The sequence below is a fragment of the Gordonia ajococcus genome, assembly GCF_012974285.1.
Classification (GTDB): Bacteria; Actinomycetota; Actinomycetes; order Mycobacteriales; family Mycobacteriaceae; genus Gordonia; species Gordonia amicalis.
In genome coordinates this window covers 3,531,051-3,552,646 of record NZ_CP052884.1, presented here as the reverse complement: position 1 = coordinate 3,552,646, position 21,596 = coordinate 3,531,051, and the positions used below count along the sequence as shown (strand labels likewise).

Here is a 21,596-nt window from a genome sequence, read left to right as displayed (position 1 = left end):
CCTGTCGGCTGAGCCGGTACCGAGCGCAGTGTCGGTGGTGCTTCTTGCCGGCTGAGCCGGTATCGCGCGCAGTGTCGGTGGTGTTTTCCTGTCGGCTGAGCCGGTACCGAGCGCAGCGTGGGTGGTGCTTGCTGCCGGCTGAGCCGGTACCGAGCGCAGCGAGGAACCGCGTCGAAGCCCGGTGCGGTCGAAGCCCGCTCAGGTCCGGTCGTTGCCCCCACCCTGCGGGAGGAAGCGGAACACGCGGTCGTCGGTCGGCTTCGGATTGCCGACCTGCTTGTTGACGGTGGCCACCTGCAGGAGTCCGTTGGGAAGAGCGGCCATCCGGCCGAGCGCGCCGTAGCGGCGGTCGAGGGCTACGACGGGAGGGGTGATCGTCGGGTCCTCGCGGGTCGGTTCGCGGATGCCCTCGATCCGCTGGGTGCGGGTCGTCGAGACGAAGATGCTGCCGCCGGCCACGCCGCACCCGGCGATCTGCGGCTTGTCGGGCCACGTCCACAGCACCTTGGGGCCACCTTCTTCGATGACCTGCACGCGGTCCTCGGTGGCCTTCTGGTCGGCGACGTAGATGGTCCCGGTGGATGCGTTGGGGCACAGGGCGACCGATGATCCGAAACCCGAGGCCAGGATCTGCGGACGCGGGCTCACACCCGAGGTGAACGAGGTGATCAGCAGCAGCTTTCCGGCCAGAGACGACGCGTCGTCAGCGGCGGCCGGGTTCCCGGCGTCGCCGGTGGCGACCACCAGCTCGGTGGGCGAGCGGAAGTACATCGAGCCCATGTTCCCGGTGGCGCCCTTGGGGATTCCGGTCAGGATCGGCTTCGGCACGTCGCCGGGGGCGAGACGGACGACCCGATTGTCCGACGGCGTGGTGATCAGTGCGTAGATCAGGCGGTCCTGGGAGTAGGTGGGGGAGAAGGCGAAATCGATGAGTCCGCCGTCGCCCGACGCGTCGACCGGGGCCTGACCGAGGACCCGTTCGGGGCCATAGCGCTTGGTGGTGATGATCTTCCCGGTCGTGCGTTCGGCGACGACCGTGACCTCGCCCTGCTCGTCACCGGGCATCACCCCACCCGTCGACGCGAGACAGGTCGCGATCACCGCGGGATCGGGGTCGACGCACGGTCCCGTCGGCGGCGGCTGGGTCTCCCGCGGCGTCTCCGGGGGCGGCGTCGGCTCGGCCTGGCCACTCGGACGGTTGTTGGGACTGAACGCGCCGGCCTCCCGCTGACGGTCCTGTTCGGTGAAGTTCGCGCAGCCGCCCAGAGCGAGCGCGATCACCGCCAGAAACGCCACCAGCATTCGGCCCGTCGGCCGCCCCTTCCACATGGCGTCCACAGTAGTGGTGTGCCGACTCACCCCGTCGGGGTGCGGGGACCGCACACCGCGAGCCTCTAGAGTCGGGCATGTGAGCGAACGCGACACGCCGAGCGACAGGGAGCCCGATACGTCGAGCCCGTCCGCGACCAGCCCATACGACGAGCCGACCGGTCAGATCCCGGTGACGGACCATCCACCGACCGCCGTACCGCCGCCCGCGGTCGACCGGGACGACTTCTACAACCGGCACGCACGGCGTTCGCCGGCACCGTATTCGCGGGTCGACGAACTCGACGACATCGATCCCGGCGATGTGGAGACCCGCCAGATCAGGGGCACCGTGGACAACCCGCCACCGGCACCTGTACACGAAACCGTGCGCACCCCGGAACCTGCGAGCAGCCCCGTACCTGCTCGCTCCCCGGAACCTCGGGGCACCGCGGGACCTGCGAGCACTCCGGAGTCCCGGAGCCCGCAGTCGGACGGCGAATTGACCGTCGCGTTCGGGCGCCGCCCGGCCGCCCAGACCGGTACCTCCGTCGAGATCCCCGCCGACGACACCGCGACCAGGCCCGAACCCGCGTTGCCACCGGTCGGCACCGGCCGCTACGACTTCCTCGACGACGAGGACGACACCGGCCGTTACCGCGCGCACCCGGACGAACCGCGTTCGTCGGACACCGCTTTGCTCGACGACGAGTCACCGGGTCGGCGACTGTTCGGTCGTCGACGGAGCCGGGCGCATGAGGACGAGTACGACACGAGGTCGGTGGCCGACGACGAACTCGAGGACGCTGTCGCGAAGTCGCGGCGCGGCACCATCGACCTCGGCCTGTTGCTGCTGCGGATCGCGCTCGGCGCGTTCGTCGGCGCACACGGCCTGCAGAAACTGTTCGGCCTCTGGAACGGGCCGCGGCTCAGCGGATTCGAGCAGATGCTCGTCGACGGCGGGTTCAACGCCGACTACGCGCAGATCCTCGCGATCGTCGGCGCACTCGCGGAGACGGTCGGCGGCCTCATGGTGATCCTCGGCTTGCTGACCCCGATCGGCGCGTCGGCGATCCTCGGCACGATGCTCGTCGCCGCGGCGTACCGGGTGTCCTCGGCCGGCGGCTTCGAATTCTTCGCCGCGGCACAGGGAGCGGAGTACGAGTTGTTCCTCGCGGCCACCGCGGCCGCGGTCATCCTCACCGGTCCCGGCCTGTACTCACTGGACTACCCGCGGGGCTGGGCCCGTCGACCGTTCGTCGGGTCCTTCGTGTGGCTGATCGTCGGCATCGGGGCGGCCGCTGCCGTCTGGATTCTGGCGAACGGCACCAACCCGCTCAACTGAGTCGCACGACGAGCAAGCTCCGACACAGGATGCGGGGTGCGTACCGGACTCCGGTACGCACCCCGCATCTTCTGCTGAGAGGCGTCAGTCGACCTGACGGACCGCGCCCTTGTCGGCCGAGGTCGCGAGCTTCGCGTACGCGCGCAGCGCGGTCGTGACCGTGCGCTGACGGTCCTTCGGCTGCCACGGACGCTCGGAGGCCTCCATCTTCGCCCGGCGCTCGGCGAGCACGTCGTCGTCGACGAGCACCTCGAGTCGACGCGTCTTGACGTCGATGAGGATCCGGTCGCCGTCCTCGACGAGTCCGATCGCGCCCCCCGACGCCGCCTCCGGCGACATGTGGCCGACCGACAGACCCGACGATCCGCCGGAGAACCGGCCGTCGGTGATGAGCGCGCACTTCTTGCCCATGCCGGTGCCCTTCATGAAGGCGGTCGGGTGCAGCATCTCCTGCATGCCCGGACCACCCGCAGGGCCTTCGTAGCGCACGACCAGGACCTCGCCGGCCTGGATGGTCTTCGAGAGGATGACCTGGACGGCATCCTCCTGGCTCTCGACCACGCGGGCCGGACCCTCGAAGTGCCACAGGTCCTCGTCGATGCCGGCGGTCTTGAGAACGGCACCGTCGGGCGCGAGGTTGCCGCGCAGCACGCACAGCCCGCCTTCGACGGTGTAGGCGTGCTCGAGGTCGCGGATGCAGCCCCCGGCGGCGTCGGTGTCGAGTGAACTCCACCGGTTCGCCGTGGAGAACGGGGTCGTCGTCCGCACGCCACCCGGCGCCGCGTGGAACAGTTCGACGGCCTCGTCGAGAGCCTTGCCGCCGCGGATGTCCCAGTCGTCGAGGGCCTGAGCCATCGTCGGCGTGTGGACGGTCGAGGTGGTGTCGTCGAGCAGTCCGGCGCGACGGAGTTCACCGAGGATCGCCGGGATTCCGCCGGCGCGGTGGACGTCCTCCATGTGGTAGTCGGAGTTGGGGGACACCTTCGACAGGCACGGGACCCTGCGGCTGATCTCGTCGATGGTCGACAGGTCGAAATCGGCGACCTCGCCCTCCTGTGCCGCGGCGAGGATGTGCAGCACGGTGTTGGTCGAGCCGCCCATCGCGACGTCGAGCGCCATCGCGTTCCGGAAGGCGGCCGGGGTCGCGATGTTGCGGGGCAGGACCGAGGCGTCGTCGTCGCGGTACCAGCGGTTCGCGGCGTCGATGACCACCTTGCCCGCGCGCTCGAACAACGCACGCCGCGCCTCGTGGGTGGCCAGCGTGGAACCGTTGCCCGGCAGGGCGAGTCCGAGAGCCTCGGTGAGGCAGTTCATCGAGTTGGCGGTGAACATGCCCGAACACGAGCCACAGGTCGGGCAGGCCGACCGTTCGACCTCGTCCAGCCCGGCCTCGTCGACGTCGCTGTTGGCCGACGCGGAGATGGTGGTGATGAGGTCCGAAGACGGATGAGCGACATCGCCGACGACGACGGCCTTGCCGGCCTCCATCGGTCCGCCGGAGACGAACACGGTCGGGATGTTCAGGCGCATCGCGGCATTGAGCATGCCGGGGGTGATCTTGTCGCAGTTGGAGATGCACACCAGCGCGTCGGCGGTGTGGGCGTTGACCATGTATTCGACCGAGTCGGCGATGATCTCGCGGCTGGGCAGCGAGTACAGCATGCCGCCGTGACCCATCGCGATGCCGTCGTCGACGGCGATGGTGTGGAATTCGCGGGGGACGCCACCGGCGGCGCGCACTGCGTCGGCGACGATCTCGCCGACATCCTTGAGGTGCACATGCCCCGGCACGAACTGCGTGTACGAGTTGGCGATCGCCACGATCGGCTTGCCGAAATCGTCGTCGGTCATCCCGGTGGCGCGCCACAGGGAGCGGGCGCCGGCGGCTTCGCGGCCGACGGTGGTGGTGCGTGACCTCAGGGCTGGCATGGCTTCCTCATATCGATCGTCGGGTCGGGCGGAGTCGTTCCGGCCGAACGCCTTCGGGCTCCTGGGCCGGAGGCGTTCGCCGCGTCGGACTCGTGGCGTCAACACCGGGATCCCGAGGGTGTTTTTCACAGGGCCGTGTGCCCCGGGAACTGGGTTGAACGGGGCGTCGCACGCTGAGGGTGGGCGTCGCGAGTCGCCGAGAGACCAGGCTACTCCGCTGTGACATGCGGAAACAAAACGATTCGGCCGTGGACGGACGCTCGCGATGCCGGGTGGCGGCGTCAGATTCCCAAGACCGCCTTGGCGATGGAGAAGTAGACGATGAGACCGGTCGCGTCGCAGAACGTGGAGATGAACGGGGTCGAGAACACCGCCGGGTCCACGCGGATGGATTTCGCGACCAGCGGCATCACCCCGCCGACGGTCGCGGCCATCGTGCAGATCGACACGATGGTCAGGCCGATCACCGTGCCGATGTCGATGCCGTACACCAGTGCGGCGACGGCGAATCCGACGACGCCGAGCAGCGAGCCCATCGTCAGACCGACCCGGATCTCCTTGCCGGCGACGCGCACGACGTCGCGGGTCGTCACGTCGTCGGTCGCGAGGGCGCGGGTGACGGTGGTCGCGGCCTGCGAACCGGTGTTGCCGCCGATCCCGGTGAGCAGTGGGATGAACAGCGCGAGGGCGACCTTCTGTTCGAGCGTGCCCTCGAAGATCTCCAGAACGTTCACGGTGAGGATCGCCGACACCGCGAGGACGAACAGCCACACGATCCGGGCGCGGGTGATCGACAGTATCGACGCATGCAGGTACGGCTCGCGAAGTGGTTCGCGGGCACCGGCACGGGCTTCGTCGGTGTCGCGGGCCTGTTCGACGACTTCGACCGCGTCGTCGATGGTGAGGACGCCGACGAGTCGGTTGTCGCGGTCGACGACGGGCATCGCGAGGATGCCCCGATCGACGCACCGCTGGGCGGTGGACTCCGCGTCGTCGTCGGAGTGCGCGAACATCGGCTTGCGCATCAGACCGGCGACGGGTGCCTCCGGATCGGCGAGTAGCAGGTCACGAAGACTGACGACGCCGCTCAGCGTGCGGGCATCGTCGAGCACGGGCACGGTGTAGATGGTCTCGGCGGCGTGCCCGCGCTCCTTCACTCGGCTCAGCGCCGCGCCGGCGGTCTCGTCGAGTCGGGCGTGCACGAACTCCGGGCTCATCCGCCGCCCCACCGAACCGCGGGGATAACCCAGTACGACGGCGGTGACGTCGCGTTCGGCCCGGGTCAGTTGCTGGATGAGTGCCCGGGCGACACCGGCGGGCAGTTCGTCGAGGAGTTCCGCGCGGTCGTCGGGGTCGAGGTGATCGAACGCGGCGACCACTTCGACCGTCCCGAGGTCGTCGATGAGCCTGCGCTGGGAGTCGGCGGAGAGATCGTCGAAGACCTCGACGGCGAGATCCTTGGGCAGGAGGCGGAACGCCACGCCCCGCGACTGGTGGGGGAGACGGTCGAGGAGAGCGGCGATGTCACCGGCGGGGATCGCGGACAGCGCGGTCGCGACCGCGCCGAGTTCACCGTCGGAGATCAGGTCGTCGAGTTGGTTCGCGTCGAGCGTCGCGTACGTCACCCGACGAGCCTAACGGCCGAGTCCGTGTCAAAGCCGTTCGCGCAGCGTCGATTCTGTGCCTCTGGGGCGTGCCGGTTCTACTCGTCGGGGCTCGCGGCCGCCTCGAACGGATCCGGAATCCGTCCTCCGCTGACGATCGACAGCGCGGGCAGGTCGCGGAAACCGATGGCGGGGAGGCGAACTCGCTCACCGTTGTGGAGGACGGCGCGCACCGAACTCCACTTGGGGAACTGCAGGCCCGCGATGTCGGACCAGGCCACCTCGGTGGTCGAGAATCCGACCGCACGCAATCCGTCCTCGGTGACGATCGTGCGCAGACGATGAATCCAGAACCACAGCACGGCCGGCACCACGAAGGCGAAGGCGAACCACGGCGAGGCGCCGATCAGCAGGACCACGACCAGTGCGAGCATCGGCACGGTGAAGTAGGCGAGCCGATTCATCCGGAAGGTCACCGGGTAGGTGATCTCGAGGGAGTCGTCGGCGGCCGCCGCGTCGCGTGGTGTCCGGGAGCTGCGCGGAGGCTGGGCGGCAGGGTCGCTGGAATCAGTCGGCACGTCTCCATTGTGCCAACCCGGCCGCGGCGAGTCCGGCGTCGGGTGTACCCGTGAGTAGTGGGTGAGACGTCCGTCACCACCTGTGCCTTCCCATCATGTGGGACGGCATGGTCCGGAGTTTGACTCAGAACGACGCGCGGTCCTACCGTGATCAACGTGATGATTAACGGGATCCTCGTAGTAATCGGCTGGCGCGTCGCCTGACCGGTCACTTCGCAGACCCCTACCGGCATCGACGCGCCACCCTCGAACAGCGGAAGCTGTCGGGGGTTTTTTCATGTCAGGTAGTCACATCACCCCACCACCGAAATACAGACAAGATGAGGATCGTGCAGTGAGCGCACCAACAGCACGCAACGACGCCGGCCGCAGTGAGCCGACGCGTAACGCCGGACTGCGTCAGCAGTCGCCCGCGGCGGGCAACATCCGTGCGGTAGGTCAGCACACCGTCGCGCCGGAGCGCGTCAGCGGTGCGCAGTCGGTGGTCCGATCCCTCGAGGAGCTCGGTGTCGAGGTCGTCTTCGGCATCCCCGGCGGCGCGGTCCTGCCGGTCTACGACCCGCTTCTGGACTCCACCAAGGTCCGTCACGTCCTGGTCCGCCATGAGCAGGGTGCCGGCCACGCCGCCACCGGTTACGCCCAGGTCGCCGGTCGCGCGGGCGTCATGATGGCCACCTCGGGCCCGGGTGCCACCAACCTGGTGACCCCGCTGGCCGATGCGCAGATGGACTCGGTGCCGGTCGTGGCCATCACCGGTCAGGTCGGTCGGTCGCTGATCGGCACCGACGCCTTCCAGGAGGCCGACATCTCCGGCATCACGATGCCGATCACGAAGCACAACTTCCTGGTCAGCCGTGCGATCGACATCCCCAAGACCATCGCCGAGGCGTTCCACATCGCCGAGAGCGGACGTCCGGGTGCGGTTCTCGTCGACATCCCCAAGGACATCCTGCAGAGCCAGACCACGTTCTCGTGGCCGCCTCAGATCGACCTGCCCGGCTACCGTCCCGTCACCAAGCCGCACGGCAAGCAGGTCCGCGAGGCGGCTCGGATGATCAACGCCGCGAAGTCGCCGGTTCTCTACGTCGGTGGCGGTGTGATCAAGGCCAACGCGTCCGCGGAGCTGCTCGAGCTCGCCGAGCTGACCGGCATCCCGGTCGTCACGACCCTGATGGCGCGCGGCGCGTTCCCCGACAGCCACAACCAGCACCTGGGTATGCCGGGTATGCACGGCACCGTGGCCGCCGTCGGTGCGCTGCAGCGAAGCGATCTGCTGATCACGCTGGGCGCACGGTTCGACGACCGGGTGACCGGACAGCTGGATTCCTTCGCCCCCGACGCCAAGGTCATCCACGCCGACATCGACCCGGCCGAGATCGGCAAGAACCGGCCGGTCGACGTCCCGATCGTCGGCGACTGCAAAGCCGTCATCGCCGAGCTGACCGAGACGCTGCGCGACGAGCGGGCGACCAGTGGCGCCACGCCGGATCTGTCGGAGTGGTGGACCTACCTCGACGGCATCCGGAAGACGTACCCACTGAGCTACGACCGTCAGACCGACGGTTCGATGTCGCCGGAGTTCGTCATCCAGGCGCTGGGCAAGGCCGCCGGACCCGACGCGGTCTACTGCGCCGGCGTCGGCCAGCATCAGATGTGGGCGGCGCAGTTCATCTCCTATGAGAAGCCGCGCACCTGGCTCAACTCCGGTGGTCTGGGCACGATGGGCTACGCCGTCCCCGCTGCCATGGGCGCCAAGGCCGCCGCACCCGACACCGAGGTGTGGGCCATCGACGGCGACGGTTGCTTCCAGATGACCAACCAGGAACTGGCCACCTGCGCGATCGAGGGCATCCCGATCAAGGTCGCGCTGATCAACAACGGCAACCTGGGCATGGTCCGGCAGTGGCAGACCCTGTTCTACGAGGAGCGGTACTCCAACACCGATCTGGCGACGCATTCGCGGATGATCCCGGACTTCGTCAAGCTGTCAGAAGCGTTGGGCTGCGTCGCTTTCCGCGTCGAGCGTGAGGAGGACGTCGACGACGTCATCGCTCAGGCACGCGCGATCAACGACCGTCCGGTCGTCATCGACTTCATCGTCGGCAAGGACGCCCAGGTGTGGCCGATGGTCGCCGCGGGCACCGGCAACGACGAGATCATGGCGGCCCGCGACATCCGGCCGCTGTTCGACGACGACGAGTCGGCGTCGGACCCGGTCGAGATCCACGAGACGATGAACGCCCCACGCGGGACTGTGGACCAGAAGGTCGACAACGCTCCGGCCGACCGCGCAGCAGAGAAGGACCAGAAGTGAGCACCACCCATACCCTCAGCGTCCTGGTCGAGGACCGGCCGGGCGTCCTCGCCCGCGTCTCCGGATTGTTCTCGCGTCGCGGGTTCAACATCGAGTCGCTTGCCGTCGGACCGACCGAGCTCAAGGGGATCTCGCGGATGACCATCATGGTCTCCGTCGAGGACTTCCCGCTCGAGCAGGTCACCAAGCAGCTCAACAAGCTGGTGAACGTGATCAAGATCGTCGAGCAGGACCCGGCCAACTCGGTGTCCCGCGAGCTGATGATGGTCAAGGTCCGTTCCGATTCGACGGTGCGCACCGAGGTCATCGAGGTGGTGAACCTGTTCCGCGCCAAGGTCATCGACGTGTCGCCGGAGTCGCTCACCATCGAGGCCACCGGTACGTCGGAGAAGCTCGAGGCTCTTCTGCGGATGCTCGATCCTTACGGCATCCGTGAGATCGCCCAGTCCGGTGCAGTCGCGCTGGGTCGCGGACCGAAGAGCATGTCGGTCAATCGCTGACCGATACACTCCGCTGGAAACAGCGGCGAAGAATTTAGAAGTCCCTCGGCGAGAGAGAAAATCGCGAGGGGCGCCACAAATCGAAGGGAAACAAAGTGGCCATCGAACTGTTCTACGACGACGACGCGGATCTGTCGATCATCCAGGGTCGCAAGGTCGCGGTGATCGGCTACGGCAGCCAGGGCCATGCGCATTCGCTGTCGCTGCGTGACTCGGGCGTCGACGTCGTCATCGGTCTGCGTGAGGGCTCCAAGTCCAAGGCCAAGGCCGAGGAGCAGGGCCTCAAGGTCCTCACCGCAGCCGAGGCTGCTGCCTGGGCCGACGTCATCATGGTCCTCGCGCCCGACACCTCGCAGGCACAGATCTTCACCGAGGACATCGAGCCGAACCTCAAGGACGGCGACGCGCTGTTCTTCGGTCACGGCCTGAACATCCACTTCGGCCTGATCAAGGCTCCGGCCAACGTCACCGTCGCCATGGTCGCCCCCAAGGGCCCCGGCCACCTGGTGCGTCGTCAGTTCGTCGACGGCAAGGGCGTCCCCGCGCTCATCGCGGTCCACCAGGACCCGAAGGGTGAGGGCCAGGCCCTCGCACTCAGCTACGCCAGCGCCATCGGCGGTGGCCGTGCCGGCATCATCAAGACCACCTTCAAGGAAGAGACCGAGACCGACCTCTTCGGTGAGCAGGCCGTGCTCTGCGGTGGCACCGAGGAACTGGTCAAGGCCGGCTTCGAGGTCATGGTCGAGGCCGGTTACGCGCCGGAGATGGCCTACTTCGAAGTGCTGCACGAGCTCAAGCTCATCGTCGACCTCATGTACGAGGGTGGCATCGCCCGCATGAACTACTCGGTCTCCGACACCGCCGAGTTCGGTGGCTACGTCTCCGGTCCGCGCGTCATCGATGCCGACACCAAGGAGCGCATGCGCGCCATCCTCAAGGACATCCAGGACGGCACCTTCGTCAAGCGCCTCGTCGCCAACGTCGAGGGCGGCAACAAGGAGCTCGAAGGCCTGCGCAAGCAGAACGCCGAGCACCCGATCGAGGTCACCGGCAAGAAGCTGCGCGACCTGATGAGCTGGGTTGATCGTCCGATCACCGAGACCGCCTGAGTCTCAGCCACTCTGACAGCAGGCCCGCACCTCTTCGGAGGTGCGGGCCTGCCGTCGTCTGCCAACGACAGAGCCACCCTTTTTCGGCATTTCCACCACCCCGCCGCATCCTGTCAGGCTGTTTGTGAGACACCTGGCGGGGTGTGCGGGGATCGGAATGTGTGATGACTATCAGTGTCGAGGTCGGCCGAACCCCGAATGGGCAGCGGTCTTACCCGCTTGGTTTCAAGGTCGAGTTTTTGCAGTTGTGGGATGCGGCGACGCTGGAGCGCGGTGGCCGTGCCCGGTTGCTGCGCGAGCATGCTCTGTCGCGGGCCACGGTGCGGGGCTGGTTGCACGCCCGTGATCGGGGAGACTTTGAGGTGTCGATGGTGTCGGCAGCACTCAAGTCGAAAGGATCGCGCCGGGTGGATGCTCAGGAACGAGCCGAGTTGGCGCGGTTACGCGCTGAGAACCAACGGCTACGTAAGAAGGTCGAACAGGCCGAAGCCATTCAAGAGATCATGGGAAAAGCTATCGAGCTCATGGACGGGATCACCGCGAGCTCGACGAGCGAGGAGGAGCAGATCCCACCGGCGTTGATGAGCGCCGAACAGTACCAGCAGTGGCTGCACCGCAAAGGACTGTCCTAGTCGAGACGGTCATCGCGTTGGCCGCAGCTGGGATGACGATCGCGGCGGCATGTGTGTGGGCGGGATTGCCGCGGGCAACGTTTTATCGCCTCACTCGCCGGTATCGGCACTACACACCGGTGACCGATCCGGTCCCGCAGCACGCCCGCCAACAGCCGGCGGCATTGACTGCCGGTGAGCGTGCCCAGGCACGAGCGGTACTCGAAGACGAGCAATACGCCGAGCTGTCAGTGTGCCAAACCTATTGGCGGGCTTTCGATGCCGGTCGGGTGCCGTGTTCGCAGAGCAGTTTCTACCGCATTGCCAAAGCCGAACAGATGACCGGTGATCGCCGCAAAGGCAGGCACGGCGGCGGGTGCGCACGCCCGGCGCCCAAAGCGGTAGCGACGGCGCCGGGGCAGTTGTGGTCCTGGGATGTCACCGAACTCAAAGGACCATCCCGCCAGCGCTACAAGCTGTACCTGGTGATCGATGTGTTCTCCCGCTACCCGGTCGCCTGGCGCATCGAGCACGTCGAGGACACCGCCCTGGCAGTCGACATGTTCGCCGCCGCCTTCACCCGCTACGGCGCCCCGCAGGTGCTCCACGCCGACAACGGGGCGATCATGCGCTCACGCGATCTGCTCGACGCCCTGCAGGCTGCCAAGATCGAAGCCTCGTTCTCCCGGCCCCGAGTCAGTGACGACAACCCGTTCTCCGAATCGCTGTTCAAGACCATCAAATACGACCTGCAGTGTCCCGACCGGTTCGACCACATCGACCACGCCCGCGCCTGGACCGCCACCTTCCTCGCCACCTATGCCGACGAGCATCGCCACAGCGGGTTGGCCTGGCACACCCCGGCCTCGGTGTTCGACGGTACTGCCACCCAGCAGCGGCAGCACCGCCAAACACTGCTCAACCGCCACTACCTGGCCCACCCGCAACGCTTCCGGCGCCCACCCCGGGCCCCGGAAATCCCGACCACCGTCGGGATCAACCACAGAAGAACAACCAACCAAGTCCTGTCTCAGACAGGTTGAGAAATTCCGCCGCGAGGTGGTGGAAATGCCGAAAAAGGGTGGCTTTGCGTAAGGCCCAGGGAAAGCGCGACGCCCCGGGTGGTAACCCGGGGCGTCGCGAGGGAAGTTCGATCAGACGTCAGGCGACGCGGTATCCCTTGTAGTCGGGAAGCGAGGCCACCCGGTCGAGGATCGGTTTGATGTTCGTACCGGTCTCCGGGCCGAAGCAGCCGAGGAAGTAGTAGGCGTTCACCATGCCGACGAGGCGGTCGCCGACGACGACCGGGCTACCGGAGTCGCCCTCGATCACGCACAGCTGGCTCAGATGGACGTCGCCGTCGGAGAACCAGGCGATGCCGCAGGTGTTGCCGGTGGTGCGGCCTTCCTTGCAGGCAATGGTGGGGAAGCCGATAGGCCGGGTGTCGACCGATCGGATCGTCACGCCACGGACGGTCCGGAGCGGCACCACGCGCGAGGCGTCCATCTCGATGATCGCCATGTCAAGGTCGGAGGCCGAGTAGGTGATGGTGCCGGCCTGTCCACGGTCCTGGAAGGTCTCCGAATAGACCTTCTGGCCGGGGTTGCCACAGTGGCCCGCGGTGATGCCGATCAGTTTGCCGGTCTTCGAGCGGCCGATCGTCGTCAAGGTGCAGGCCGCAGCCGAGTTCCCACCTTTGAGAACCAGGATTCCTGAGCCGCCCCCGAGGAAGATCTTCGCCGGGGCCGCGACCGCGACGCCCGCTCCCCAGCCGGCCAGCACCGTCGCAGCCAAAACCGCCAACAGTGCCGTCAGCTTCTTCGTCATCCGCTCTCCACTTCTGATTTCGCAATGCGCCGAAACGCCTGCCGCAACTCATCGCGGCAGGCGGTCAAACACACCGTACCGGGAGCCACCGTCGTTCGCTCCTGCGTGGGATCGACCCGCGGTCGGTTTGCAACCCTTCCGTGATGCAGGCAACAGCGTGTCGTAATGCTCGTCACACTCTACCCAGCCGCACGGAGGCGACTCCTCTTTTGGGGTAGACCGCCTGTTCTGAGCCATCGACCAGACCTTTAAGCTGTGGTACGGAGAGTCTCCGACGCTCCGTCCCGCCAAAGGTGAGAAATCGCACCTGCCCCGAACCTGGAGAAAAGACTGTGAGCTCTGCTGGCCGCCCGGTTGTACTCATCGCCGACAAACTGGCGCCGTCCACCGTGGAAGCACTCGGTGACGGTGTCGAGGTGCGGTGGGTCGACGGCCCGGACCGTCCCAAGCTGCTCGAGGCCGTCGTCGACGCCGACGCCATCCTCGTGCGTTCCGCGACGACTGTCGACGCCGAGGTCCTGGACGCCGGCAAGAAGCTGAAGATCATCGCGCGTGCCGGTGTCGGTCTGGACAACGTCGACGTCCCCGCCGCCACCGCTCGCGGTGTCATGGTCGTCAACGCGCCGACCTCCAACATCCACACCGCTGCCGAGCACGCGATCGCGCTGCTGATGTCGGCGTCGCGCCAGATCCCGGCCGCTGACGCCACCCTGCGTGAGAAGACCTGGAAGCGTTCGGCGTTCAACGGTGTCGAGATCTTCGACAAGACCGTCGGCGTCGTCGGTCTCGGACGCATCGGCCAACTGGTCGCCGCCCGTCTGGCCGCCTTCGAGACCCACATCATCGCCTACGACCCCTACGTGTCGCCGGCCCGCGCCGCTCAGCTCGGCATCGAGCTGGTCAGCCTCGACGAGCTCCTCGAGCGCGCCGACTTCATCACCGTGCACCTGCCGAAGACCCCGGAGACCCTCGGCCTCATCGGCGCCGAGCAGCTCGCCCGCACCAAGAAGGGTGTCGTCATCGTCAACGCCGCCCGCGGTGGTCTGATCGACGAGCAGGCACTGGCCGACGCCATCAACTCCGGTCAGGTCCGCGCCGCCGGCCTCGACGTCTTCGCCACCGAGCCCTGCACCGACTCGCCCCTGTTCGACCTCCCGCAGGTCGTCGTGACCCCGCACCTCGGCGCCTCCACCAGCGAGGCCCAGGACCGTGCCGGCACCGACGTCGCCAAGAGCGTGCGTCTCGCCCTGGCCGGTCACTTCGTGCCCGACGCCGTCAACATCACCGGCGGCGCCATCGACGAAGAGGTCGCACCGTGGCTCGAGGTCGCCCGCAAGGCCGGTGTCCTCGTCGGCGCCATCAGCAAGGAGCCGCCGACCTCGCTGGTCGTCGACGTCCGCGGCGAACTGGCCGCCAAGAACGTCGAGGTGCTCGGACTCTCTGCTCTGCGCGGTCTGTTCTCGGCCGTCCTCGACGAGCCGGTCACCTTCGTCAACGCCCCGGCCGTCGCCGAGAGCCGTGGTGTCACCAGCGAGGTGACCACCGCTCCGGAGAGCCCGAACCACCGCAGCGTCGTCGACGTCAAGGCCGTCTTCGCCGACGGTTCGATCCACAACGTCTCCGGCACGCTCACCGAGCCGCGTCTCGTCGAGAAGATCGTCAACATCAACGGACGCAACTTCGACCTCCGCGCCGAGGGCCACAACCTGATCGTGAGCTACGCCGACCGTCCCGGTTCGCTCGGCAAGATCGGCACCCTGCTCGGCGATGCCGGCGTCGACATCCTCGCGGCTGGCCTGTCGCAGGACGTCGAGGGTGGAGGCGCCACCATGATGCTGCGCGTGAGCAGCGTCTTGGCCGACGAGGTCGTCGAGGCCATCGGTGCGGCCGTGGGCGCCACCCTGATCGTCCAGGTGGATCTGTCGTGAAGCTCGCCGTCATCGCCGGCGACGGCATCGGCCCTGAGGTCATCGGGGAGGCGCTCGGCGTCCTCGAGTCCGTCGTCCCGTCGGTGAGCACCACCGAGTTCGATCTCGGCGCTCGCCGCTACCACCGCAACGGTGAACTCCTCACCGAGGCCGACCTCGAGTCGCTGCGTCGTCACGACGCAATCCTGTTGGGAGCCATCGGCGATCCGTCGGTGCCGCCCGGAATCCTCGAGCGCGGTCTCTTGCTCACCATGCGCTTCGCCCTGGACCACCATGTGAACCTGCGCCCGTCGCGCCGGTTCCCGGGTGTGTCCTCGCCGCTGGCGGGCGACCCGGAGATCGACTTCGTCGTGGTCCGTGAAGGCACCGAGGGGCCCTACACCGGCAACGGCGGCGCGATCCGCGTCGGCACCCCGCACGAGGTGGCGACGGAGGTCAGCGTCAACACCCGCTTCGGCGTAGAACGTGTGGTGCGCAACGCGTTCCAGCGCGCGCAGCAGCGTCGTAAGAAGCTCACCCTGGTCCACAAGACCAACGTGCTCGGCTTCGCCGGATCGTTGTGGAGCCGCGCGGTCGAGGAGATCGGCGCCGAATTCCCCGACGTCACCACCGATTACTGCCACGTGGACGCGGCGACCATCTACCTGGTCACCGATCCGGGCCGCTTCGACGTGATCGTCACCGACAACCTGTTCGGCGACATCATCACCGACATCGCGGCTGCCGTCAGCGGTGGCATCGGACTCGCGGCGTCGGGCAACATCGATGCCACCGGCGCGAATCCGTCGATGTTCGAACCGGTTCACGGCTCGGCACCCGACATCGCCGGCCAGGGCAAGGCCGATCCGACCGCGGCGATCCTGTCGACGGCGCTGCTTCTCCGGCATCTCGGCGAGAACGACGCCGCGGCACGGATCGAGAAGGCCGTCGCCGATGACCTTGCCGAACGCAGCGGACCGGTGAACACCAGCGAGGTCGGCAAGCGCATCCGCCAACGGCTCAGCTGAGACGTTTGGCGGATCGCCACAGATCCACCGGATACAGATCATCCCACCACCCGACCCGGGTGGTGGGATGATCTGTATCCGCCGTGTTTGCGGGGCGGGTCAGACCTCGGCCAGTTCCTCGACCCGCAGATCCTGATCATTGGGGACCAGGGCGGCGGCGACCAGCGGTGCGAGCGCGGTGACCGCGAATGCAGCCGGGAAACCGGCAGCGGCGATCAGCGCACCCAGTACGGGCGTGGTCGCGGCGGTGACCAGGAACTGGCCGGTGTTCTGTACCGCGAGTCCGCGCCCGCTCCAGTCGGGACCCGCGAACTCGGCGATGGCGGTGAACGCCAGCCCGTTGTCGGCAACCGAGATGATGCTCGCCACCGCCATCAGCGCGGGAGCGACCGGGCTGTCGAACCAATCCGCCAGTGCGAGAGCGCACATCGAGGCAACCCCGGTCACGGCGATGATGCGAACGGGGCGCATCCGTGACAGCCACGCGTCCGACCATCGGCCCGCGGCGATCCGGCCGAACGCGCCGATCACCTGGGTCACGGTGATCAGCAAGCCCGCAGCGGCCGGTGACCAGTCGTGCGCGACGATCAGCCAGGTGGGCACGAAGGTCCACATCATCGACTGCGGGATGACGAGCAGCATGCTGACGGCGTGGACGCGCGCGAGGAACGAATTGCCGCGGTACGGGTTTGGACGGGTGGCCGGAACATCGCCGGTTCCGCTCGGGGCCGCACGCCGCGGCGGGTCGCTGATCCCGACGAGCACGGCCAGCAGCCCCGCGGCCGTGATCACGGCCGGGATCGCCAGCGCCGCAGCGGGTCCCTGGGTCGCAGCGACGACCGGCATCGTCAATGCGCACACGCCGATGCCCAGGGGTTGCGCCATCTGGCGGATGCCCATCGCGGTGCCACGTTGATGAGCGGGGAACCAGCCCACCACGATTCGGCCGCTGGCCCCGTTGGCGGCACCGGAACCGATCCCGCCCACCAGGAGAGCCGCACCGACGACGACATACGACGCGTCGACGGCCGCGGCCACGGCCGCGCCGGTGGCGCCGGCCAGCGAGATCGACAGGGAGATCGCCAGGATCCGGCGTTCGCCATAGCGGTCCAGCAGGATTCCCCACAGGATGGTCGCGGTGGTGAGGCCGATCGTGGGAATGGCGGCCAGGGTCGACGCCTCGGTCAGGGTGAGTCCGGCGTCGGTGTGCAGTGAGGGAATCAGATATGCGATGCCGCTGACGACGCAGGTGGTGGTCAGCGCGGCGAGAAGTGAACAACCGAGGATGACCCACCGTCTGGTGTCGGAAATGACTCTGGCGTCATCCATGAAACTCACCTCTCTCGTTGCACACGCGGATTCGCATCGTCTGAATCTCAGAATATGGAACAAACTGTTCACATTCTAAAACCGCTGGCCGGGTCCGCCAACTCGGCTCCCAACGGATGGGATCGGTCGGTGCGATAGGGTCTGGACATGCGCTTAGGTCGAATTGCGAGTCCCGACGGAGTGGCTTTCGTGTCCGTCGAAGGGGAGGGCGACGACGCCGTCGCCAAGGAGATCGCCGAGCATCCGTTCGGCACCCCGACGTTCACGGGACGTTCCTGGAAAATGGCCGACGTCCGTGTGCTGGCCCCGATCCTGGCCAGCAAGGTGATCTGCATCGGCAAGAACTACGCCGCCCACGCGGCCGAGATGGGTGGTGAGGCGCCCGCGGACCCGGTGATCTTCATCAAGCCGAACACCTCGATCATCGGACCCGAGGTCCCGATCGTGCGTCCGCCGTCGTCGGAACGCGTGGACTACGAAGGTGAGCTCGCCGTCGTCATCGGCCGGCCCTGCAAGGATGTCAAGGCCGCACAGGCCAAGGACGTCATCCTCGGCTACACGATCGCCAACGACGTGACCGCCCGGGATCAGCAGAAGATCGATGGACAGTGGACGCGCGGGAAGAGCTACGACACCTTCTGTCCGCTCGGTCCCTGGATCGAGACCTCCTTCGACCCTTCCGACGTCGAACTCGTCACCGAACTCGACGGTGAGGTCAAGCAGCGGACGCGGACCTCGTTGATGCTGCACGACATCGGCGAGATCGTCGAGTGGATCACACGGATCATGACCCTGCTCCCCGGCGACGTGATTCTCACGGGCACGCCCGAGGGTGTGGGACCCATGGTTGCCGGACAGCGGGTCTCGGTGACCGTCAACGGAATCGGCACGCTCTCGAACCCGGTGGTGGACAAGGCATGACAGCTCCCAATACGGCACGCGTCAACGGCATCGACATCTCCTACAGCGTGGCCGGGAGCGGCCCGCTGGTCGTGATGGTCATGGGCACGGGCAGTCCCGGTCGCGTGTGGAAGGCCAATCAGGAACCGGCACTGGTGAAGGCCGGCTACACCGTCGTCACGTTCGACAACCGTGGCATCGCCCCGTCATCGGAATGTCCCGAGGGTTTCGGCCTGGATGACATGGTGGCCGACACCGCCGCGCTGATCGAACATCTCGGCCGTGGTCCGGCGATCGTCGTGGGAACCTCGTTGGGCGCCCGGATCACCCAAGAACTCGCCCTGGCGCGGCCCGACGTCGTCAAGGCCGCTGTTCTGATCGCCACCTACGGCCGCAACACGCCACTGCAGGAAGCGATCTCGGCCGGTGAGCGTGCGCTCTACGACAACAAGATCAAGCTGCCGCCGGAGTACGAGGCCGCGATCACGGCTCATCTGAACCTGTCGCCGCACACGCTCGACGACGACCGCTCCGCACGGGACTGGCTCGACATCATCGGGTTCTCGCCGCAGACGGTGACCCCGGGGGTGCGCGCTCAGCTCGAGCTCCACAACAAGGAGTCGGACCGACTCTCAGCGTATCGCAACATCACGCGCCCGACACTCGTCGTCGGGTTCGCCGACGATCGCACGTTGCCGCCCCACCTCGCGCGTGAGGTGGCCGAGGCGATCCCGGGTGCGGAGTACGTACAGATCGAACGTGCCGGGCATTTCGGCTATCTCGAACAACCGGCCGAGGTGAACCGCGTCCTCGTCGACTTCTGCGGGCGTTTCCGGGACTGAACGCGCCGGTCAGGGCTCGACGGGGTTTCGATACCCTGACGGTCATGACCAGTAGTGAAGCCGTACGAGTCCGATTCTGTCCGTCGCCGACCGGTACACCCCATGTCGGACTCGTACGGACCGCGCTGTTCAACTTCGCCCAGGCGCGTCATGACGGTGGAACCTTCGTGTTCCGCATCGAGGACACCGACTCCTCCCGTGACAGCGAGGAGTCCTACCTGGCCATCCTCGATGCCCTGCGGTGGCTCGGAATGGACTGGGACGAGGGACCCGAGGTCGGTGGACCCTACGGTCCCTACCGTCAGTCGGAGCGTCGTGACATCCACGCCGGCGTCGTCGCACGCCTTCTCGAGGCAGGGGAGGCCTACGAGGCGTTCTCCACCCCCGAGGAGGTCGAGGCGCGTCACAAGGCGGCCGGACGTGATCCCAAGTTGGGCTACGACAACTTCGATCGCGACCTCACCGACGAACAGCGCGCGGCCTACCGCGCCGAAGGCCGCAAACCGGTTGTGCGCCTGCGGATGCCGGACACCGATCTCTCCTGGGACGACCTGGTCCGCGGTACGACGACGATCAAGGCGGGCACCGTTCCGGACTTCGCGCTGACGCGTGCGTCGGGCGACCCGCTGTACACGCTGGTCAATCCCGTGGACGACGCCATGATGAAGATCACCCACGTGCTGCGTGGCGAAGATCTCCTCTCGTCGACGCCGCGTCAGCTCGCGCTGTACGAGGCACTCATCCGCATCGGTGTCGCAGAGTTCGTCCCGGAGTTCGGCCATCTCCCGTTCGTGATGGGCGAGGGCAATAAGAAGCTGTCCAAGCGCGACCCGCAGTCGAACCTCTTCCATCACCGCGACCGTGGATTCATCCCGGAAGGCCTGCTCAACTACCTCGCGCTGCTCGGCTGGGGCTACTCCAGCGACACCGATGTCTTCTCACTCGACGAGATGATCGCCGCTTTCGATGTGCGGCAGGTGAACTCGAATCCGGCGCGCTTCGATCAGAAGAAGGCCGACGCGATCAACGCCGAGCACATCCGCCGGCTCGAGACCGATGACTTCACTGCGCGCCTCAAGGAGTTCCTGATCGGTCACGGACACCTGTCGGAGCCGGTCGACGATGTGAGATTCGCCGCACTCGCCGAACTCGTGCAGACGCGCATCCAGGTACTCGCCGACGCCTGGGACCTCATCAAGTTCGTCTACGTGTCCGACGACGAGTTCACGATCGACGAGAAGGCCGCGAGCAAGAACCTGGGAGCCGACGCAGTGGCCGTTCTCGACGCCGCCATCGCCGCCATCGAGCCGTTGACGTCCTGGACCACCCAGGAGCTGCAGGACGCCCTCAACGCGGCTCTGGTCGACGGTATGGAGCTCAAGCCACGTAAGGCGTTCGGTCCGGTGCGCGTCGCCGTCACCGGTTCGCAGGTGAGTCCGCCGCTCTTCGAGTCGATGGAGATCCTCGGTCGCGACAAGACCCTCGCCCGTCTGGCCGCGGCTCGTGAGATCGCTGCGAAATAGGCCTCTGAACTGCACGTTTGTGGACTTCCGGTAACCCTTTGCTATTGTCTTTCTCGGCACTTTTCCTCAGGGAAAAGGGAAGTCCGTGGGGTATGGTGTAATTGGCAACACAGCTGATTCTGGTTCAGCCATTCTAGGTTCGAGTCCTGGTACCCCAGCGAACTGAATGAGTTCGAGACCGTGCTAGGGTCTTGATCGCAACAAAGTTCCAAGGCCCCGTCGTCTAGCGGCCTAGGACGCCGCCCTCTCAAGGCGGTAGCGCGGGTTCGAATCCCGTCGGGGCTACAGAAACACCCTCCCTCTGCATCGCAGCGGGAGGGTGTTTTTCTTTGTGGTGCAGACGATCTCGCCCGTGTTGCGATGATCACATCGCGACACGGGCGAGGGGGATCCGCCTATCGGGTGGGCGGATTCACAGGAACTGGGCGGTGCTTCCCGACGCCGGCATCTCCGGGATACCGAGTTTGCGGTGATCCCACGAACGGGTGCGTGTGGGCACCAGACGGACGGCCACACGCTTGTGCATCATCTGCTCGACGAAGGGGCGCGATTCCTCGGTGTAGGGCGCCGTGTAGCGCTCCCAGACGCTGATCCCGACCTTCAGGCAGGAGTCGGGGTCGTCGAGGATCTCGGCGGTCCCCTCGAAGCTCACGCCCCGCAGCGTGTCGTAGGTGTCGCCGTCCTCGATCATCACCGTGCAGCGGTTGTTGCGGCGGAGGTTGACCGCCTTCTGCGACTTCGACTTCGTCTCGAACCAGATCTCGCCGTCGATGACCCCGTACCACATGGCGACGAGGTGGATGCCACCGTCGGGGCCCGTGGTGGCGAGGGTGGCCGTGCGGCTGCGCGCGACGAATTCCTCGATCTCGGCGTCGGACATGACGATCTGGTTGCGTTGGTTGACTCCCATGTGACGAAGCTATCCGACCCGTCCGCTGCGCG

At 66.9% G+C, this 21,596-nt stretch carries 18 protein-coding genes and 2 tRNA genes; 13 read left to right on the top strand and 7 right to left on the bottom strand.

Annotated elements, in window-relative coordinates; genetic code table 11:
- Window positions 1–198: 198 nt before the first annotated feature.
- Window positions 199–1,302 (bottom strand): PQQ-dependent sugar dehydrogenase, encoded by a 1,104-nt coding sequence (locus GAA2_RS16115; RefSeq protein ID WP_024500524.1) that lies wholly within the window; start codon window positions 1,300–1,302, stop codon window positions 199–201.
- A 106-nt stretch (window positions 1,303–1,408) separates the two neighbouring features.
- Between GAA2_RS16115 and GAA2_RS16110 the strand changes: the two genes are divergently transcribed.
- Window positions 1,409–2,653, top strand: coding sequence for a DoxX family protein (locus GAA2_RS16110; RefSeq protein ID WP_096274215.1), 1,245 nt, complete (start codon window positions 1,409–1,411; stop codon window positions 2,651–2,653).
- An 84-nt stretch (window positions 2,654–2,737) separates the two neighbouring features.
- On the opposite strand, the gene ilvD is transcribed toward GAA2_RS16110, so the two are convergent.
- From ilvD to GAA2_RS16095, 3 genes are all read right to left on the bottom strand, one after another.
- A complete protein-coding gene (gene ilvD, locus GAA2_RS16105) occupies window positions 2,738–4,582 on the bottom strand; it encodes a dihydroxy-acid dehydratase (RefSeq protein ID WP_006434778.1) in 1,845 nt (614 codons plus the stop codon).
- Window positions 4,583–4,863: 281 nt separating this feature from the next.
- Window positions 4,864–6,207, bottom strand: a complete 1,344-nt coding sequence (gene mgtE / locus GAA2_RS16100; protein WP_024500522.1) for a magnesium transporter — start codon at window positions 6,205–6,207, stop codon at window positions 4,864–4,866.
- A gap of 77 nt (window positions 6,208–6,284) precedes the next feature.
- Window positions 6,285–6,764: a PH domain-containing protein gene (locus GAA2_RS16095; RefSeq protein ID WP_096274213.1), complete on the bottom strand. Its 480-nt coding sequence runs from the start codon at window positions 6,762–6,764 to the stop codon at window positions 6,285–6,287.
- Window positions 6,765–7,098: 334 nt separating this feature from the next.
- Between GAA2_RS16095 and GAA2_RS16090 the strand changes: the two genes are divergently transcribed.
- The 5 genes from GAA2_RS16090 to GAA2_RS16070 all read left to right on the top strand — a co-directional run bounded on the left by GAA2_RS16090 (window position 7,099) and on the right by GAA2_RS16070 (window position 12,341).
- Window positions 7,099–9,078 carry an acetolactate synthase large subunit gene (locus GAA2_RS16090; RefSeq protein ID WP_006434781.1) on the top strand — a complete coding sequence of 660 codons (1,980 nt, stop codon included), beginning with the start codon at window positions 7,099–7,101 and terminating at the stop codon, window positions 9,076–9,078.
- Window positions 9,075–9,578: an acetolactate synthase small subunit gene (gene ilvN / locus GAA2_RS16085; protein WP_006434782.1), complete on the top strand. Its 504-nt coding sequence runs from the start codon at window positions 9,075–9,077 to the stop codon at window positions 9,576–9,578. Before GAA2_RS16090 ends, ilvN begins: the two co-directional genes overlap by 4 nt.
- Window positions 9,579–9,673: 95 nt before the next feature.
- A complete protein-coding gene (gene ilvC / locus GAA2_RS16080; RefSeq protein WP_006434783.1) occupies window positions 9,674–10,687 on the top strand; it encodes a ketol-acid reductoisomerase in 1,014 nt (337 codons plus the stop codon).
- Window positions 10,688–10,851: 164 nt separating this feature from the next.
- Complete coding sequence (locus GAA2_RS16075) at window positions 10,852–11,319, top strand: hypothetical protein (RefSeq protein WP_096273810.1); 468 nt, start codon at window positions 10,852–10,854, stop codon at window positions 11,317–11,319.
- Between the two features lie 119 nt (window positions 11,320–11,438).
- Window positions 11,439–12,341, top strand: coding sequence for a DDE-type integrase/transposase/recombinase (locus GAA2_RS16070; protein WP_232513020.1), 903 nt, complete (start codon window positions 11,439–11,441; stop codon window positions 12,339–12,341).
- Window positions 12,342–12,459: 118 nt separating this feature from the next.
- Here the strand turns inward: GAA2_RS16070 and GAA2_RS16065 are convergent, their stop codons facing one another.
- Entirely contained in the window at window positions 12,460–13,125 is a 666-nt protein-coding gene (locus tag GAA2_RS16065) for a trypsin-like peptidase domain-containing protein (protein WP_006434784.1), read from the bottom strand.
- Window positions 13,126–13,457: 332 nt separating this feature from the next.
- Between GAA2_RS16065 and serA the strand changes: the two genes are divergently transcribed.
- Both serA and GAA2_RS16055 read left to right on the top strand, forming a co-directional pair.
- Window positions 13,458–15,053, top strand: coding sequence for a phosphoglycerate dehydrogenase (serA, locus tag GAA2_RS16060; RefSeq protein ID WP_159405878.1), 1,596 nt, complete (start codon window positions 13,458–13,460; stop codon window positions 15,051–15,053).
- Window positions 15,050–16,060, top strand: coding sequence for a 3-isopropylmalate dehydrogenase (locus GAA2_RS16055; protein ID WP_159405879.1), 1,011 nt, complete (start codon window positions 15,050–15,052; stop codon window positions 16,058–16,060). Before serA ends, GAA2_RS16055 begins: the two co-directional genes overlap by 4 nt.
- 99 nt (window positions 16,061–16,159) lie before the next feature.
- Here the strand turns inward: GAA2_RS16055 and GAA2_RS16050 are convergent, their stop codons facing one another.
- Window positions 16,160–17,398, bottom strand: a complete 1,239-nt coding sequence (locus GAA2_RS16050) for an MFS transporter (RefSeq protein WP_223121894.1) — start codon at window positions 17,396–17,398, stop codon at window positions 16,160–16,162.
- 138 nt (window positions 17,399–17,536) lie between these two features.
- Between GAA2_RS16050 and GAA2_RS16045 the strand changes: the two genes are divergently transcribed.
- The 5 genes from GAA2_RS16045 (at window position 17,537) to GAA2_RS16025 (ending at window position 20,939) form a co-directional block, all read left to right on the top strand.
- On the top strand, window positions 17,537–18,310 hold the full coding sequence (locus tag GAA2_RS16045) for a fumarylacetoacetate hydrolase family protein (protein ID WP_006434788.1): 774 nt from the start codon (window positions 17,537–17,539) through the stop codon (window positions 18,308–18,310).
- The gene (locus GAA2_RS16040) at window positions 18,307–19,131 is read left to right on the top strand and encodes an alpha/beta fold hydrolase (protein ID WP_159405881.1); all 825 of its coding nucleotides are present in this window, start codon (window positions 18,307–18,309) and stop codon (window positions 19,129–19,131) included. Before GAA2_RS16045 ends, GAA2_RS16040 begins: the two co-directional genes overlap by 4 nt.
- 44 nt (window positions 19,132–19,175) lie before the next feature.
- Complete coding sequence (gene gltX / locus GAA2_RS16035; RefSeq protein WP_006434790.1) at window positions 19,176–20,654, top strand: glutamate--tRNA ligase; 1,479 nt, start codon at window positions 19,176–19,178, stop codon at window positions 20,652–20,654.
- Between the two features lie 86 nt (window positions 20,655–20,740).
- Window positions 20,741–20,812 (top strand) — tRNA-Gln (locus GAA2_RS16030).
- A gap of 54 nt (window positions 20,813–20,866) precedes the next feature.
- Window positions 20,867–20,939, top strand: a tRNA-Glu gene (locus tag GAA2_RS16025).
- A gap of 127 nt (window positions 20,940–21,066) precedes the next feature.
- Here GAA2_RS16025 and GAA2_RS16020 read toward each other — a convergent pair.
- The gene (locus tag GAA2_RS16020) at window positions 21,067–21,564 is read right to left on the bottom strand and encodes a PPOX class F420-dependent oxidoreductase (protein ID WP_024500520.1); all 498 of its coding nucleotides are present in this window, start codon (window positions 21,562–21,564) and stop codon (window positions 21,067–21,069) included.
- Between the last annotated feature and the right edge of the window lie 32 nt (window positions 21,565–21,596).

What these genes read in the sequence shown, in the direction of transcription:
- ilvD (WP_006434778.1), bottom strand. Translation starts at nt 4,582, where the DNA reads ATGCCAGCCCTGAGGTCACGCACCACCACCGTCGGCCGCGAAGCCGCC.
- GAA2_RS16075 (WP_096273810.1), top strand. Translation starts at nt 10,852, where the DNA reads ATGACTATCAGTGTCGAGGTCGGCCGAACCCCGAATGGGCAGCGGTCT.
- GAA2_RS16115 (WP_024500524.1), bottom strand. Translation starts at nt 1,302, where the DNA reads ATGCTGGTGGCGTTTCTGGCGGTGATCGCGCTCGCTCTGGGCGGCTGC.
- gltX (WP_006434790.1), top strand. Translation starts at nt 19,176, where the DNA reads ATGACCAGTAGTGAAGCCGTACGAGTCCGATTCTGTCCGTCGCCGACC.
- GAA2_RS16020 (WP_024500520.1), bottom strand. Translation starts at nt 21,564, where the DNA reads ATGGGAGTCAACCAACGCAACCAGATCGTCATGTCCGACGCCGAGATC.
- GAA2_RS16065 (WP_006434784.1), bottom strand. Translation starts at nt 13,125, where the DNA reads ATGACGAAGAAGCTGACGGCACTGTTGGCGGTTTTGGCTGCGACGGTG.
- GAA2_RS16045 (WP_006434788.1), top strand. Translation starts at nt 17,537, where the DNA reads ATGCGCTTAGGTCGAATTGCGAGTCCCGACGGAGTGGCTTTCGTGTCC.
- GAA2_RS16040 (WP_159405881.1), top strand. Translation starts at nt 18,307, where the DNA reads ATGACAGCTCCCAATACGGCACGCGTCAACGGCATCGACATCTCCTAC.